General features: G+C 69.6%; 13 protein-coding genes. 5 read left to right on the top strand and 8 right to left on the bottom strand.

What is annotated here, in order from left to right; all coding sequences use genetic code 11:
- Nucleotides 1–118 precede the first annotated feature (118 nt).
- From BLV96_RS41725 to gatC, 4 genes are read right to left on the bottom strand one after another with little or no spacing between them, the layout of a single operon-like run.
- Nucleotides 119–652 (bottom strand): hypothetical protein, encoded by a 534-nt coding sequence (locus BLV96_RS41725; protein WP_086670305.1) that lies wholly within the window; start codon nucleotides 650–652, stop codon nucleotides 119–121.
- Between the two features lie 2 nt (nucleotides 653–654).
- Nucleotides 655–2,160, bottom strand: coding sequence for an Asp-tRNA(Asn)/Glu-tRNA(Gln) amidotransferase subunit GatB (gene gatB / locus BLV96_RS41720; RefSeq protein WP_086670303.1), 1,506 nt, complete (start codon nucleotides 2,158–2,160; stop codon nucleotides 655–657).
- Nucleotides 2,157–3,674 carry an Asp-tRNA(Asn)/Glu-tRNA(Gln) amidotransferase subunit GatA gene (gene gatA / locus BLV96_RS41715; RefSeq protein ID WP_086670301.1) on the bottom strand — a complete coding sequence of 506 codons (1,518 nt, stop codon included), beginning with the start codon at nucleotides 3,672–3,674 and terminating at the stop codon, nucleotides 2,157–2,159. The genes gatB and gatA overlap by 4 nt, the downstream gene beginning before the upstream one ends.
- Nucleotides 3,671–3,970 carry an Asp-tRNA(Asn)/Glu-tRNA(Gln) amidotransferase subunit GatC gene (gene gatC, locus BLV96_RS41710; protein ID WP_086670298.1) on the bottom strand — a complete coding sequence of 100 codons (300 nt, stop codon included), beginning with the start codon at nucleotides 3,968–3,970 and terminating at the stop codon, nucleotides 3,671–3,673. Before gatC ends, gatA begins: the two co-directional genes overlap by 4 nt.
- Before the next feature lie 235 nt (nucleotides 3,971–4,205).
- Here gatC and BLV96_RS41705 point away from each other — a divergent pair, with 235 nt between their 5' ends.
- Complete coding sequence (locus tag BLV96_RS41705; protein WP_167379908.1) at nucleotides 4,206–4,859, top strand: ACT domain-containing protein; 654 nt, start codon at nucleotides 4,206–4,208, stop codon at nucleotides 4,857–4,859.
- Nucleotides 4,860–4,890: 31 nt separating this feature from the next.
- Here BLV96_RS41705 and BLV96_RS41700 read toward each other — a convergent pair whose 3' ends face one another.
- The 4 genes from BLV96_RS41700 to BLV96_RS41685 form a co-directional block, all read right to left on the bottom strand.
- Nucleotides 4,891–5,385 (bottom strand): GNAT family N-acetyltransferase, encoded by a 495-nt coding sequence (locus BLV96_RS41700; protein WP_086670294.1) that lies wholly within the window; start codon nucleotides 5,383–5,385, stop codon nucleotides 4,891–4,893.
- A complete protein-coding gene (gene ligA / locus BLV96_RS41695; protein ID WP_086670292.1) occupies nucleotides 5,378–7,549 on the bottom strand; it encodes an NAD-dependent DNA ligase LigA in 2,172 nt (723 codons plus the stop codon). Before ligA ends, BLV96_RS41700 begins: the two co-directional genes overlap by 8 nt.
- Before the next feature lie 11 nt (nucleotides 7,550–7,560).
- Nucleotides 7,561–8,268, bottom strand: coding sequence for a hypothetical protein (locus BLV96_RS41690; RefSeq protein WP_086670290.1), 708 nt, complete (start codon nucleotides 8,266–8,268; stop codon nucleotides 7,561–7,563).
- Between the two features lie 85 nt (nucleotides 8,269–8,353).
- On the bottom strand, nucleotides 8,354–9,391 hold the full coding sequence (locus BLV96_RS41685; protein ID WP_086670288.1) for a uroporphyrinogen decarboxylase/cobalamine-independent methonine synthase family protein: 1,038 nt from the start codon (nucleotides 9,389–9,391) through the stop codon (nucleotides 8,354–8,356).
- A 121-nt stretch (nucleotides 9,392–9,512) separates the two neighbouring features.
- On the opposite strand from BLV96_RS41685, the gene BLV96_RS41680 reads away from it, so the two are divergent.
- The 4 genes from BLV96_RS41680 to BLV96_RS41665 all read left to right on the top strand — a co-directional run bounded on the left by BLV96_RS41680 (nucleotide 9,513) and on the right by BLV96_RS41665 (nucleotide 12,418).
- The gene (locus BLV96_RS41680) at nucleotides 9,513–10,337 is read left to right on the top strand and encodes an LURP-one-related family protein (protein ID WP_086670286.1); all 825 of its coding nucleotides are present in this window, start codon (nucleotides 9,513–9,515) and stop codon (nucleotides 10,335–10,337) included.
- Between the two features lie 104 nt (nucleotides 10,338–10,441).
- Entirely contained in the window at nucleotides 10,442–11,485 is a 1,044-nt protein-coding gene (locus tag BLV96_RS41675; RefSeq protein WP_086670284.1) for an MBL fold metallo-hydrolase, read from the top strand.
- A gap of 68 nt (nucleotides 11,486–11,553) precedes the next feature.
- Entirely contained in the window at nucleotides 11,554–11,955 is a 402-nt protein-coding gene (locus BLV96_RS41670) for a GNAT family N-acetyltransferase (protein WP_086670282.1), read from the top strand.
- Between the two features lie 10 nt (nucleotides 11,956–11,965).
- Nucleotides 11,966–12,418, top strand: coding sequence for a GNAT family N-acetyltransferase (locus BLV96_RS41665; protein ID WP_086670280.1), 453 nt, complete (start codon nucleotides 11,966–11,968; stop codon nucleotides 12,416–12,418).
- Nucleotides 12,419–12,427: the final 9 nt, after the last annotated feature.

Below are 12,427 nucleotides of genomic sequence, written 5' to 3'. Positions count from 1 at the left end.
TCTCGCGCAACGGCCACCGCCGATGTCAACGTTGTCACCACGAGCCCGCAACCGGAACGGACGACTCGACATCCCGAGCGGCCACCCGCCCAGGCCGAGCCAGTTCAGCGAGAACCGGTCAGCGGCTCTTGCTCCGAGGCTGACGCTTCCGCGGTTGCCGGCTTTCGGCCCGCGCCGAGCGCATGTCGAAGAAAGCGGCAACGCCTGACACGACCGCGGCCAGCACCCCGAGGAACCGGCCGAACCCGGCACTGATGGCGATCCCGGCGGCGTCGAAGATGCCGCGCTGGTCGGCGTCGAATTCCCAGTCCAGCGTGAACCAGCCGATCACCATCAGCAGCAACGCCGCCGCGGCGACCACCAGCCACAGGTGCGGCAGGCCGCTGACCCGCGCCTTGCGGATTCGTCCGAAGACGGCCACGACCACTCCGGCCAGCACCAACGCCAGCGGCGGGCACCACGCGAAGAAGCTCGAATTCCACGCGTCCCGGACGACGTCGCTCTGCGGCAACGACGACAGCACGACCTCGATGTCCGGCTTGTTCGTGCTCAGCGTCGTCCACGGGAGGAACGTCGAGCCCAGCGCGAGCAGCCCGGCCGCCAGGCCGAGCCACTCACGCCAGGTGACGCTCTTGACGGAAAACGACGACAACGTCAAGAACCGACGCGTTCGATGATCAGCTCGCGAACCCGCTTGGCGTCCGCCTGCCCCTTGGTCGCCTTCATGACCGCGCCGACGATCGCGCCCGCCGCGGCCACCTTGCCGCCGCGGATCTTTTCCGCGACGTCCGGCTGCGCCGCCAAGGCGTCGTCGATCGCCGACAACAGCGCCGAGTCGTCCGAGACGACCTTCAGCCCGCGCTTCTCGACGACCTCGCGCGGCTCGCCCTCACCGGCGAGCACGCCCTGGACGACCTCCTTGGCCAGCTTGTTCGTCAGCTCACCCGACGAAACCAGCCCGATGACCTCGGCCACCTGCTTCGGCGTGATCGCCAGATCGGCCAGCTCGACCTCGCGCGTGTTCGCCTCCTGGGCCAGCGTGTTGACCCACCAGCCACGCGCCTCGTCCGGCGACGCGCCGGCTTCGACCGTGGCCGCGACGAGGTCGACGGCACCGACGTTCAGCAGGTCACGCAGGGCTTCGTCGGAAAGCGACCACTCCTGCTGGATCCGCTTCCGCCGCTCGGACGGCATCTCCGGCAGCGTGCCGCGCAACTCTTCGACCCACTCGCGCGACGGCGCGATCGGGACCAGGTCGGGCTCCGGGAAGTACCGGTAGTCCTCGGCGGTCTCCTTGGTCCGGCCCGACGACGTGGAGCCGTCGGTCTCCTGGAAGTGCCGCGTCTCCTGCTTGATCGAACCGCCCTCGGCGAGGATCGCCGCCTGCCGCGTCATCTCGTAGCGAACGGCCCGTTCGACACTGCGCAGCGAGTTGACGTTTTTCGTCTCCGTGCGGGTGCCGAACTCGGTCGCGTCCTTCGCCATCAGCGAGACGTTCGCGTCGCACCGCAGCGAGCCCTGGTCCATGCGGACGTCGGACACGTCGAGCGCGCGAAGCAGGTCACGCAACGCCGTCACGTACGCGCGCGCGACTTCGGGGGCGCGCTCGCCGGTGCCCTCGATCGGCTTCGTCACGATTTCGATCAACGGCACGCCGGCCCGGTTGTAGTCGAGCAGCGAGTGCTCGGCACCGTGGATCCGGCCGGTGGCGCCACCGACGTGCAGCGACTTGCCGGTGTCCTCCTCCATGTGCGCGCGCTCGATCTCCACGCGCACGACCTCGCCGTCGTCGAGCGTGACATCGAGGTAGCCGTTGAAGGCGATCGGCTCGTCGTACTGCGACGTCTGGAAGTTCTTCGGCATGTCCGGGTAGAAGTAGTTCTTCCGGGCGAAGCGGCACCACTCGGCGATCTCGCAGTTCAGCGCCAGGCCGATGCGGATCGCGCCCTCGACGGCCTTGCCGTTGACGACCGGCAGCGCGCCCGGCAGGCCGAGGCAGGTCGGGCAGACCTTCGTGTTCGGCTCGCCGCCGAACTCGTTCGGGCAGCCGCAGAACATCTTCGTGTTCGTGTTCAGCTCGACGTGCACTTCGAGCCCGAGAACGGGGTTGAAGCGTTCGATGACGTCGGCGTAGTCCATCAACTCGGCCACGGCAGTCACTTCGTTCCTCCCAGCTCCGGGACCTTGTGGATGAGCGCCCCGCCGGCGGCGGCGTCGCGGGCGGCCTCGTAGGCGGCGCCGACCCGGTAGAGCCGGTCGTCGGCGAGCGCCGGGGCCATGATCTGCAGGCCGACCGGCAGGCCGTCCTCGTCGGACAGCCCGCTCGGCACGCTCATCGCGGCGTTGCCGGCCAGGTTCGACGGGATCGTGCACAGGTCGGCGAGGTACATCGCCATCGGGTCGTCCACGCGCTCGCCGATCTTGAACGCCGTGGTCGGCGTCGTGGGCGAAACGAGGACATCGACCTTTTCGAACGCGGCCGCGAAGTCACGCGTGATCAGCGTGCGCACCTTCTGCGCCGAGCCGTAGTAGGCGTCGTAGTAGCCGGACGACAACGCGTACGTGCCCAGCATGATGCGCCGCTTGACCTCGGCGCCGAAGCCCTTCTCGCGGGTGAGCGACATGACCTCTTCGGCGCTGTGCGTGCCGTCGTCGGCGACGCGCAGGCCGTAGCGCATGGCGTCGAACCGGGCGAGGTTCGACGAGCACTCGCTCGGCGCGATCAGGTAGTACGCGGGCAGCGCGTAGACGAAATGCGGACACGAGACCTCGACGACCTCGGCCCCGAGCGCGCGCAGCTGCTCGACCGCGGCGTGGAACGACCGCTCGACGCCCGGCTGGTAGCCGTCGCCGGCGAACTCCTTCACGACGCCGACCTTGACGCCCTTGAGGTCACCGGTCATGCCTTGGCGGGCGGCGGCGACCACCGGCGGCACCGGCGCGTCGATGGAGGTCGCGTCGAGCGGGTCGTGCCCGGCGATGACCTCGTGCAGCAGGGCGGCGTCGAGCACCGTCCGTGCGCAGGGACCGGCCTGGTCGAGCGACGACGAAAAAGCGACGAGGCCGTAGCGCGAGACGCCGCCGTAGGTCGGCTTGACCCCGACGGTGCCGGTGACGGACCCGGGCTGCCGGATCGACCCACCGGTGTCGGTGCCGATGGCGATGGCGGCTTCGAACGCCGCGATCGACGCGGACGAACCACCGCCGGACCCGCCGGGGATGCGGGCGTGGTCCCACGGGTTGTGCGTCGGGCCGTACGCCGAGTTCTCCGTCGACGAGCCCATGGCGAACTCGTCCATGTTCGTCTTGCCGAGGATGACGACGCCGGCCTCGCGCAGCTTGCGCGTCACGGTCGCGTCGTACGGCGGGATCCAGCCTTCGAGCGTTTTCGAACCACAGGTCGTCGGGATGCCCTCGGTGGTGAGGACGTCCTTCAGCGCGAGCGGCACACCGGCCAGCGCCGACGCGGGCGTGCCGCCTCCGGCGATGCCCTCGTCGACGGCCTTGGCCGCGGCGAGCGCACCCTCGGTGTCGACGTGCAGGAACGCGTGGATGTGGTCGTCGACCTCGGCGATCCGGTCCAGGTGGGCCTGCGTGACCTCGACCGCGGACACCTCGCGGGCGTGGATCTTCTCCGCCAGCTCCGCGGCGGTCAGCTTGATGAGCTCGGTCACTGCTCTTCCCCCAGAATCCGCGGCACCCGGAAGCGGCCGTCTTCGGCGGCCGGCGCACCGGCCAGCGCCTGCTGCTGCGTCAGCCCGGGACGGACGACGTCCTGCCGGAAGACATTCGTCAGCGGCACGGCGTGCGACGTCGGCGGCACGTCCTCGGCGGCGACCTCGCTCACCTTGGCCACCGAGTCCAGGATCTGGTCGAGCTGGCCGGCGAAGACGTCGATTTCGTCGTCGGTCACGGCCAGCCTGGCCAGCTTCGCGAGGTGCGCGACCTCGTCTCGGGAAATGTTGGGCACGCGGGTGACTCCCGGGTTGTGCTGTGCGGGTTGTCTCGGAAGCTGCAAGTCTATGGTGACGGCGCGGGCGGACTCGACTGGGTTACGCCCGGCGCAGGCCGGGTGCCGTCCGGCGACGCTCGACTCCCGCCCGGCGGACAGCAGGCCCGCGGACCGGGTGGGTCTGTCACAATCGGCGACCGGCATCGAGCGTCCCACGGCAAGGCTGGGACGCCAGAGGCGAGAGGGGCGCGTGGTGTCGTTCCTGATCCGGGTCATCCTTCCGGACAGCCCGGGGACCCTCGGCGCGGTCGCCACGGCGCTCGGCACGGTGGGCGCCGACATCCTCAGCGTGGACGTCGTCGAGCGCGGCACCGGAGTCGCGGTCGACGACCTGGTCGTCGAGCTGCCGTCCGGCCGTCTGCCCGACGCGCTCATCACGGCGGCGGAGAGCGTCGAAGGTGTCGAAGTCGACGCGGTCCGCCCGTACGCGGGCGTGCTGGACACGCACCGCGAGCTCGAACTCGTCGAAGAGATCGCCGCGCAGCCGAAATCCGGGCTCGACATCCTCGCCGAGGGTGTGCCCCGCATCGTGCGCGCCGGCTGGGCGATGATCGTCGAGCACTCGGAGACCGGCGCGCTGCGGCTGGCGTCGTCGAGCGCCGCCCCCGAGACCCCCATCACCGACCTCCCGTGGCTGCCACTCGAGCGCGCGACGGTGCTCGACGGCGAAGAAGCCTGGATCCCGGAGACCTGGAAGGAACTCGGGACCGAGCTGGCGGCGACCCCGCTCGGCAAGCCGGGCAAGGCGCTCCTGGTCGCGCGGCCGGGCGGACCGGCTTTCCGCGCCGCCGAGGTCGCCCGGCTCGCCCACCTCGCCGGGATCGTCGCGGTCGTCCTCGACGGCTGACGCGCGTTGCCGAACATCGGCAACGCGCAGGTCAGACGTCGATCCGGTAGGCGATCAGGCTGATGTGCGGGTACGGCCGCCAGTCTCGTTCGGCCAGCCGCGCGAAGCCGAGACGCTCGTAGAGCCGGTGCGCGCTGCGCATCCCGTCGAGGCTGCTCAGCACGACCTGGCGGATGCCGAGCCCCCGCGCGCGGTCCAGAACGGCTTTGGTGAGCGCCTCGCCGATGCCCCGACCGCGCGCCGACGGCGCCACGGCGAGCATCCGGAACTCCAGTTCGCCGGGCCGCGAGATTTCGGCGTAGGGCGACCCCGGCCGCACGACGGTCACCGTGCCGAGCACCTCCCCCGCCGCGTCGACGGCGACGAGCACCTCGGCCAGCTCGACCCGCCGCGCGATGTCCCTCAGCTCGGCGTCGTACCCGACGTCGCCGGCCAGGTGACCATCGACGTCGTACGCCTGGACCGTGACCGCGCCGGCCGCGGCGTACTCCTCCGGCCGTGGTGGTCGGATTTCGACATCACCCATCCGTCTCCCCGGGCTCGTCTTCCGCGGTCGCGTCGCCGGCCGGCAGCGCCACCTCCTGCGCCGCCTCGGGCCCCTGCTCCAGCAGGACGCGGAAACCGCCTTCGTCCAGCACCGGCACCTTCAGCTGCACGGCCTTGTCGTATTTCGAACCAGGCGAATCCCCGACGACGACGAAGGCGGTCTTCTTCGAGACCGACCCGGCCGCCTTGCCGCCGCGGGCCATGATGACCTCCTTGGCCTCGTCGCGGGAGAAGCCGTCGAGCGACCCCGTCACCACGATCGACATGCCTTCGAGGTTGCGCGGGATCGACTCGTCGCGCTCCTCCTCCATCCGCACGCCGGCGCGTCGCCACTTTTCGACGATCTCCCGGTGCCAGCCGACCTCGAACCACTCCTGCGTGGCACGCGCGATGGTCGGGCCGACGCCGTCGACGTCCGCCAGGTCTTCCTCGGTGGCCTGCTCGATGCGTTCGATCGAGCCGAATTCGCGAGCAAGCGCTTGCGCCGCGGTCGGGCCGACGTGCCGGATCGACAAAGCGACCAGCACCTTCCAGAGCGGTCGATCTTTGGCGACGTCGAGGTTGGCGAGCAGCTTTCGCGCGTTCGCCGACAATTCGCCGGCCTTCGTCCGGAACAGCTCGACCTCGGCGAGGCTGTCTTCGTCGAGGTCGAAGATGTCACCCTCGTCGGCGACCACACGGGCGTCGAGCAGCGCGTTCGCGGCCTCGTACCCAAGCACCTCGATGTCGAACGCGCCGCGCCCGGCCAGGCTGAAGAGCCGCTCCCTCAGCTGCGCGGGGCAGAAGCGGCTGTTCGGACAGCGGATGTCCTTGTCGCCTTCCTTCTGGTACGCGAGCTCGGTACCGCAGGCCGGGCAGTGCGTGGGCATGACGAACTCGCGCTCGTCACCGGTTCGCGCGTCGACCACCGGCCCGAGGACCTCGGGGATGACGTCGCCGGCCTTGCGGATGACGATCCGGTCGCCGATCAGCACGCCCTTGCGCTTGACCTCCTCCTGGTTGTGGAGGGTGGCTCGCGCGACCGTCGACCCCGCGACCTTGACCGGCTCGGTGACCGCGAACGGGGTCACCCGTCCGGTCCGCCCGACGTTGACCTGGATGTCCAGCAACGTCGTGATGGCCTCTTCCGGCGGATACTTGTACGCGATCGCCCACCGCGGCGCCCGCGACGTCGTACCCAGCCGCCTCTGCAGCGCCACCCGGTCGACCTTGATGACGACGCCGTCGATCTCGTGCTCGGCGTCGTGCCGGTGTTCACCCCAGTAGGTGATGTGTTCGGTGAGTTCCTCGGCCGTCGTCAGGACCTTGCTGTGCGGCGACACCGGCAGGCCCCACGCGGCCAGCGCGTCGTACGCCTCCGATTGACGCTGCGGTTCGAAGCCCTCGCGTTTGCCGAGTCCGTGACAAATCAGCCGCAGCCGGCGTTCGCGAGTGATCTTCGGGTCTTTCTGCCGCAAAGAACCGGCCGCGGTGTTACGCGGGTTCGCGTACGGCGGCTTACCCGCCTCGACCATCTTCGCGTTCAGCTCGAGGAAGTCCTCGACGCGGAAGTAGACCTCGCCGCGGACCTCGACCAGGGCCGGCACCGGGAACTCGTCGGTGCCGGTGAGTGTCTCGGGCACCTGCTCGAGCGTGCGCATGTTCAGCGTGACGTCTTCGCCCGTGCGGCCGTCACCCCGGGTGAGCGCGCGGGTCAGATGGCCGTTTTCGTACAACAGGTTGATCGCCAGGCCGTCGATCTTCAGCTCGGCCAGGAACTCGGTGCGCCCGACCTCCTTCTCGACGCGCTCGCACCACGCCAGGAACTCGTCCTTGTCGAAGACGTTGTCCAGGCTGAGCATGCGTTCGAGGTGGTCGTACGCGGTGAATTCGGTCGAGAACGTGCCACCGACGCGCTGAGTCGGCGATTCCGGCGTGACCAGCCCCGGGTACTCGTCTTCGATCCCCTGCAGCTCGCCCAGGAGTTCGTCGAACTGCCCGTCGGAGACGATCGGCGAGTCCAGGACGTAGTAGCGGAACTGGTGGTTGCGCAGTTCCTCCGCGAGGGCGCCATGCCGCTCGCGCACGTCGGCCGGGACGTCGGTGACGTCCTCGGCGGCCACCGGCGCGGTGGCCGGGTCCTGGGGAAGTTCGGTGCTGCTCACGGGTGGTAACCCTAGTCGGGGGGACCGACATTTTCGTGCTCGCCGGCGTCCAGCGCCCGGACCAGTTCACGGAACTCCAGAAGGGTGATCGCACCCTCCGGCTCGGTCGCCGCGGTCTCCACGCGCCGTAGTCGTTCGGCGGCGAGCCGTTCACCCAATGCGGCGTCGAGCGGCAGGAACGTCATGGTCCGGCGAGCGGCCTCGTCGAGGTCGCCGAAGCCCGGGTGGAAGACGGCGACGTCGACGACGCGCTCGTCCTCGTCGACCTGCACGACGACCCGGACGTCGGCCAGCGCGATCCGGTGTTCGCCGAGGTTGACGGTGACCTCGGTCGGGTCGGGCACGGGCGGCACCGAGTCGTGGTACTCCCAGATCGCGTCGTCCGGCGGCGCCGCGGCGCGCCACGCGTCGGTGAACGGCCGCAGCTCCGGGTCCTCCTGACCGGTCACGACCAGGGCGTAGATCGATCGACGACCACGTTCGAGCGAGAAGTGCAGCCGCGGGTGCAGCGCCTCGACCAGCTGGCAGAGCTCGTGCTCGACCCGGTGCGGCTCGCCCTCACCGAGCGCCGCGCTGACCATCGGCAGGAGGTCATACCAGCCCTGCCAGAAGGTCTCCGCCGCGGCCGCCGGGTCGTCCGGCACGTGCTGCTCGGGCCACGCGGTGCGCGGGTCGGGCGGATCATCGGAGGCGGCGTTCTTGCGGCGGAACAGGCGCATGGTCAGGAGTGGTCCTCGTTCGATCGGCTACGCCGCCACGCTACTTGTCCGACGAGGCGGACGTCGGCGAGTTGCCGGATTCCGGTCACCAGCCTTCCGGCGGCTCGACGAAGGCCTTGCCGAGGTCACGCGTCAGAGCGAGGGCGCGGCGCATCCATTCCGGCGTCGCACTGGCGAGGCCGCAGGAGGGGGTCGGCACCGCGCGTTCGGCGAGGACGCTGCGGTTGAAGCCGAGCCTGTCCGCCAACCGGAACGCCGGCTCGCCGACGTCCTTCAGAGTCGGCGGCGACGCGGGCGCCGTCGACGGGACCGCGCCGAGGAACAAGGTCGCCCCGCCGTCCCAGACTTCGCCGATCTCGTCGAGAAACTCGGCAGACGCGCCGCCGAGCGCGGCAAGGTCGAAGGCCAGGGCGTCCGCGCCGGCTTCGCGCAGCAGGCCGAGCGGCGGTTTCGCGGCGCAGCAGTGCAAGATCACCGGTCGGCCGGTGATCGCCTTCGCACCTTCGATCACCGTCGAAAGCAGGTCACGTGCTTCGGGCTCCGGCACCGCGGCGACGTTCCCGTAGCCGGACGGCGTCGGCAGGCCACCGGCCAGCACGGTGGGCAGCGACGGCTCGTCGAACTGGACGACCACGGGCGCGCCGGTCCGGGCGTGCACCTCGGCGACGTGGCCGGCGAGGCCGTCCAGCAGGGACGACGTGAAGTCCCGCAGGGCACCGCGGTCGGTGAGGACCCGGTGGCCGCGGGGCAGCTCGATCCCGGCACCGAGCGTCCACGGCCCGGCCAGCTGGACCTTGAAGACGGGTGGAGTGGCTCCCGCTTTCTCCCGCGCCTCCTGGACGGCGTCGAGGTCCCAGCGCAGCAGGTCGACGGCCCGGCGGTGCTCGTGCCCCGGCCGCGCCACCACGCGGTAGCCGCTCGGCACGACGTCGACGGCCAGGTCCACCAGCAGCGCTGCGGTCCGGCCGAGCATGTCCGCGCCGACGCCACGGCCGGGCAGTTCCGGCAGGTGCGGGAAGTCCGGCAGCTCGCCGAACACGATCGCCGCAGCTTCCGCCGGGTCGGTGCCCGGCATCGAGCCGATCGCGGTCGCGGCACCGCTGGGCCAAACTCGCTCATTCACGACACCCGATTCTGGTCGACCACCTGCCGGCGGCGCCGACCGGGCCGTCCCGAGGCAGACATACGCCGCATTTGCCTTTCCCGGCACCGTGAAGCGGTCCGCGCGGATAGGCTCACCCGCCATGACGAGTTCGCCACCGCAACCGGGTTGGTATCCCGACGCGCGGGACCCCCGTCTGCACCGTTGGTGGGACGGCCAGGCCTGGACGGCTGACACCCGACCGGCCTACCAGACGCCGCCACCGAGCGACTCCGAGCCGATCGAGCTGGACATCGAGCGGGCGCACGACCCGGCCCGGATCCAGAACCAGGTCAACCGCGCGACGCGCGGCCGAGGCGCCGCACGCACCGGCGGCGGGACGCTGTTCACCGAACCGGTCCTGGTGGTCAACCAGCGCGCCAAGCTGATCGAGATGGCCAACGAGTTCGGCGTCTTCGACCAGAACGGCAACCGGCTCGGCGGAGTCGTCGAGGTCGGCCAGAGCACGCTGAAGAAGGCCATCCGGCTGCTGACGAACTACGACCAGTTCCTGACCCACAAGTTCGAGGTCCGGGACGCCAACCACAGCACGGTGCTCAAGGTGACCCGGCCTGCCAAGGTCTTCAAGTCACGATTCCTCGTCACGCGGGCCGACGAGACCCCGATCGGCGAGATCGTCCAGGAGAACGTCTTCGGGAAGATCCGGTTCGGCTTCGTCGTCGACGGCCACTCGGTCGGCGGGATCTTCGCCGAGAACTGGCGCGCCTGGAACTTCTCGATCCGCGACCACGCCGGCACCGAGGTCGCCCGGGTGACCAAGACGTGGGGCGGGTTCCTGAAAGCCGCCTTCACGACCGCCGACAACTACGTCGTGGAGATCCCCCAGCCGCTACCGGATCCGCTTGCCAGCATGGTGGTCGCCGCCGCCCTCACGATCGACACCGCTTTGAAGCAGGACACCGACTGAGCGAGTGACCGGCGTCTCAGCTTCTCCAGGTGGACAGCGGGCCCGGCACGGCTCAGGGTGAATGGAGGCCGGGACACCGCAGTCTCGCCGGGACGGAGGTCGCCGTGGAACCGTTGCCGGAAAGCAGCGACAGGAACTGGACCGAGCCCGGAATCTACGAGGTCTCGGCTGGCATCTACCGGATCCCGTTGCCCCTGCCCAACGACGCTTTGCGCGCGGTCAACGTCTACGCGGTCACCGATGGCGAGAAGCTGGTCCTGGTCGACTCCGGCTGGGCGTTGACGGTCGCGCGAGAACAACTCGCGAACGCACTCGGTGGGATCGGCGCAGAGCTGGCTGACGTCAGCGAGTTCCTGGTGACCCACGTTCATCGTGACCACTATTCGCAGGCGGTCGTCCTTCGCCGCGAATTCGGCTCCAAGATCGCGCTGGGGCAGAACGAAGAGCCCTCGCTCAAGGCGTCCGGCAACCCCGACCGGCTGCCGATGGAAGCTCAGGTCGACCTGCTGGTCCAGGCGGGCGCCCGCGAAGTCGTCGAAGCCCTGGCCCGCGATTTCGGCACGGACCGCCGCCACACGGAGGCCGATCTCTGGGAAGCGCCCGACGAGTGGCTGACACCGGGACCACGCTCGATCCTGCCCGGGCGCGAGTTCGACGTCGTCGCCACACCCGGGCACACGGCCGGTCACGTCGTGTTCGTCGACGACACTGCCGACCTGTTGTTTTCGGGCGATCACGTGCTGCCGCACATCACACCCTCGATCGGCTTCCAGCCCGTGCCGGTCGAGTTGCCGCTCAACGACTTCATCGACTCGTTGCGTCTGGTGCGGGCGATGCCGGACCGGCGCATGCTTCCCGCACACGGCCCGGTTTCCGAAAGCGTCCACACGCGGGTCGACGAACTGTTGGATCACCATCGACAACGCCTGGAGACCATCGGCTCCCAGATCACGGCCGGTGCGAGCACGGCCCACGAGGCCGCGCATCGGATCGGCTGGACCCGCCGCAACCGCAAACTGTCCGAAATGGACTCGTTCAACCAGATGCTCGCCGTTCTCGAGACAGCGGCTCATCTCGATCTCCTGGCCTCTCAAGGCAAGCTGGCCGCTCAGGTCGTCGACGGCGTTCGCCACTACACGACGACCTGACCGCCACCGCGGGTAGTCGTGTCGTGGCTACTTACGGCCCGCGGCCGGCCTCCTGCATACTGGATGTAATGGATGTCATCAGACGCGCCAGGGCTTCGGACATCGAGGCGCTCGGGCGCTTGTTCGGCGCACCGGGCGAGCCGCTGGCAACCGCGCTTCGCCAGCTCATGAGCACCTCCCACGTCACGCTGGTGGTCGCCGAAGACGACAACGGCGTCGTCGGCACCGCGCAACTGACGGTGCTACGAGGGCTCATGTGGGAAGGCGCCACCCGCGGCCTGCTCGAAGGCGTCCGCGCCGCTCGGCGTGGGGTGACCAGCGCACTTCTGACCTGGGGCATCGACGAAGCCCGTCGGCGGGGTTGCAGCCGCGTCCACCTCGATTCCGGTCTCGCACGCGCCGACTTGCGAGACTTCTACGCGCGCTTCGGGTTCGAGCACAGCCATCAAGGATTCACCCGCGTCCTGTGATACTGGCGCCGTGACCGACTACAGCATTCGCAGGGCAACGCGTGACGACATCGGCGCGATCGTGCGCATGCTCGCGGACGACCAACTCGGTGCGACCCGGGACAACCCTGACGACCTCGAGCCCTACCAGCGGGCTTTCGAAGACATCGACGCCGACCCGAACCAGCTCCTCGTCGTCGTGACGTCCGACGACGAACCCGTTGGGACGCTGCAGTTGACGATCATTCCCGGTCTCGCCAGGCGCGGCGCGCTTCGCGGGCAAGTCGAGGCCGTCAGGATTCACGCCGGCCACCGCGGGTCCGGACTTGGTGCGGATCTCATGCGCTGGGCCATCGACGAGTCTCGACGACGTGGGTGCGCTCTCGTCCAGCTCACTTCGGACGTCTCGAGAGCCGACGCGCACCGGTTCTACGAGCGTCTCGGTTTCGTGGCAAGCCACACCGGTTTCAAACTCAAGCTCTGACTCCCAACC

This window comes from Amycolatopsis pretoriensis (assembly GCF_900107925.1).
GTDB classification, from domain to species: domain Bacteria; phylum Actinomycetota; class Actinomycetes; order Mycobacteriales; family Pseudonocardiaceae; genus Amycolatopsis; species Amycolatopsis pretoriensis.
This window is presented reverse-complemented; position numbering and strand designations above follow the sequence as displayed.

Coding starts and splice junctions, on each gene's coding strand:
- BLV96_RS41700 (WP_086670294.1), bottom strand. CDS start 5,385: ATGGGTGATGTCGAAATCCGACCACCACGGCCGGAGGAGTACGCCGCG.
- BLV96_RS41680 (WP_086670286.1), top strand. CDS start 9,513: ATGACGAGTTCGCCACCGCAACCGGGTTGGTATCCCGACGCGCGGGAC.
- BLV96_RS41670 (WP_086670282.1), top strand. CDS start 11,554: ATGGATGTCATCAGACGCGCCAGGGCTTCGGACATCGAGGCGCTCGGG.
- BLV96_RS41690 (WP_086670290.1), bottom strand. CDS start 8,268: ATGCGCCTGTTCCGCCGCAAGAACGCCGCCTCCGATGATCCGCCCGAC.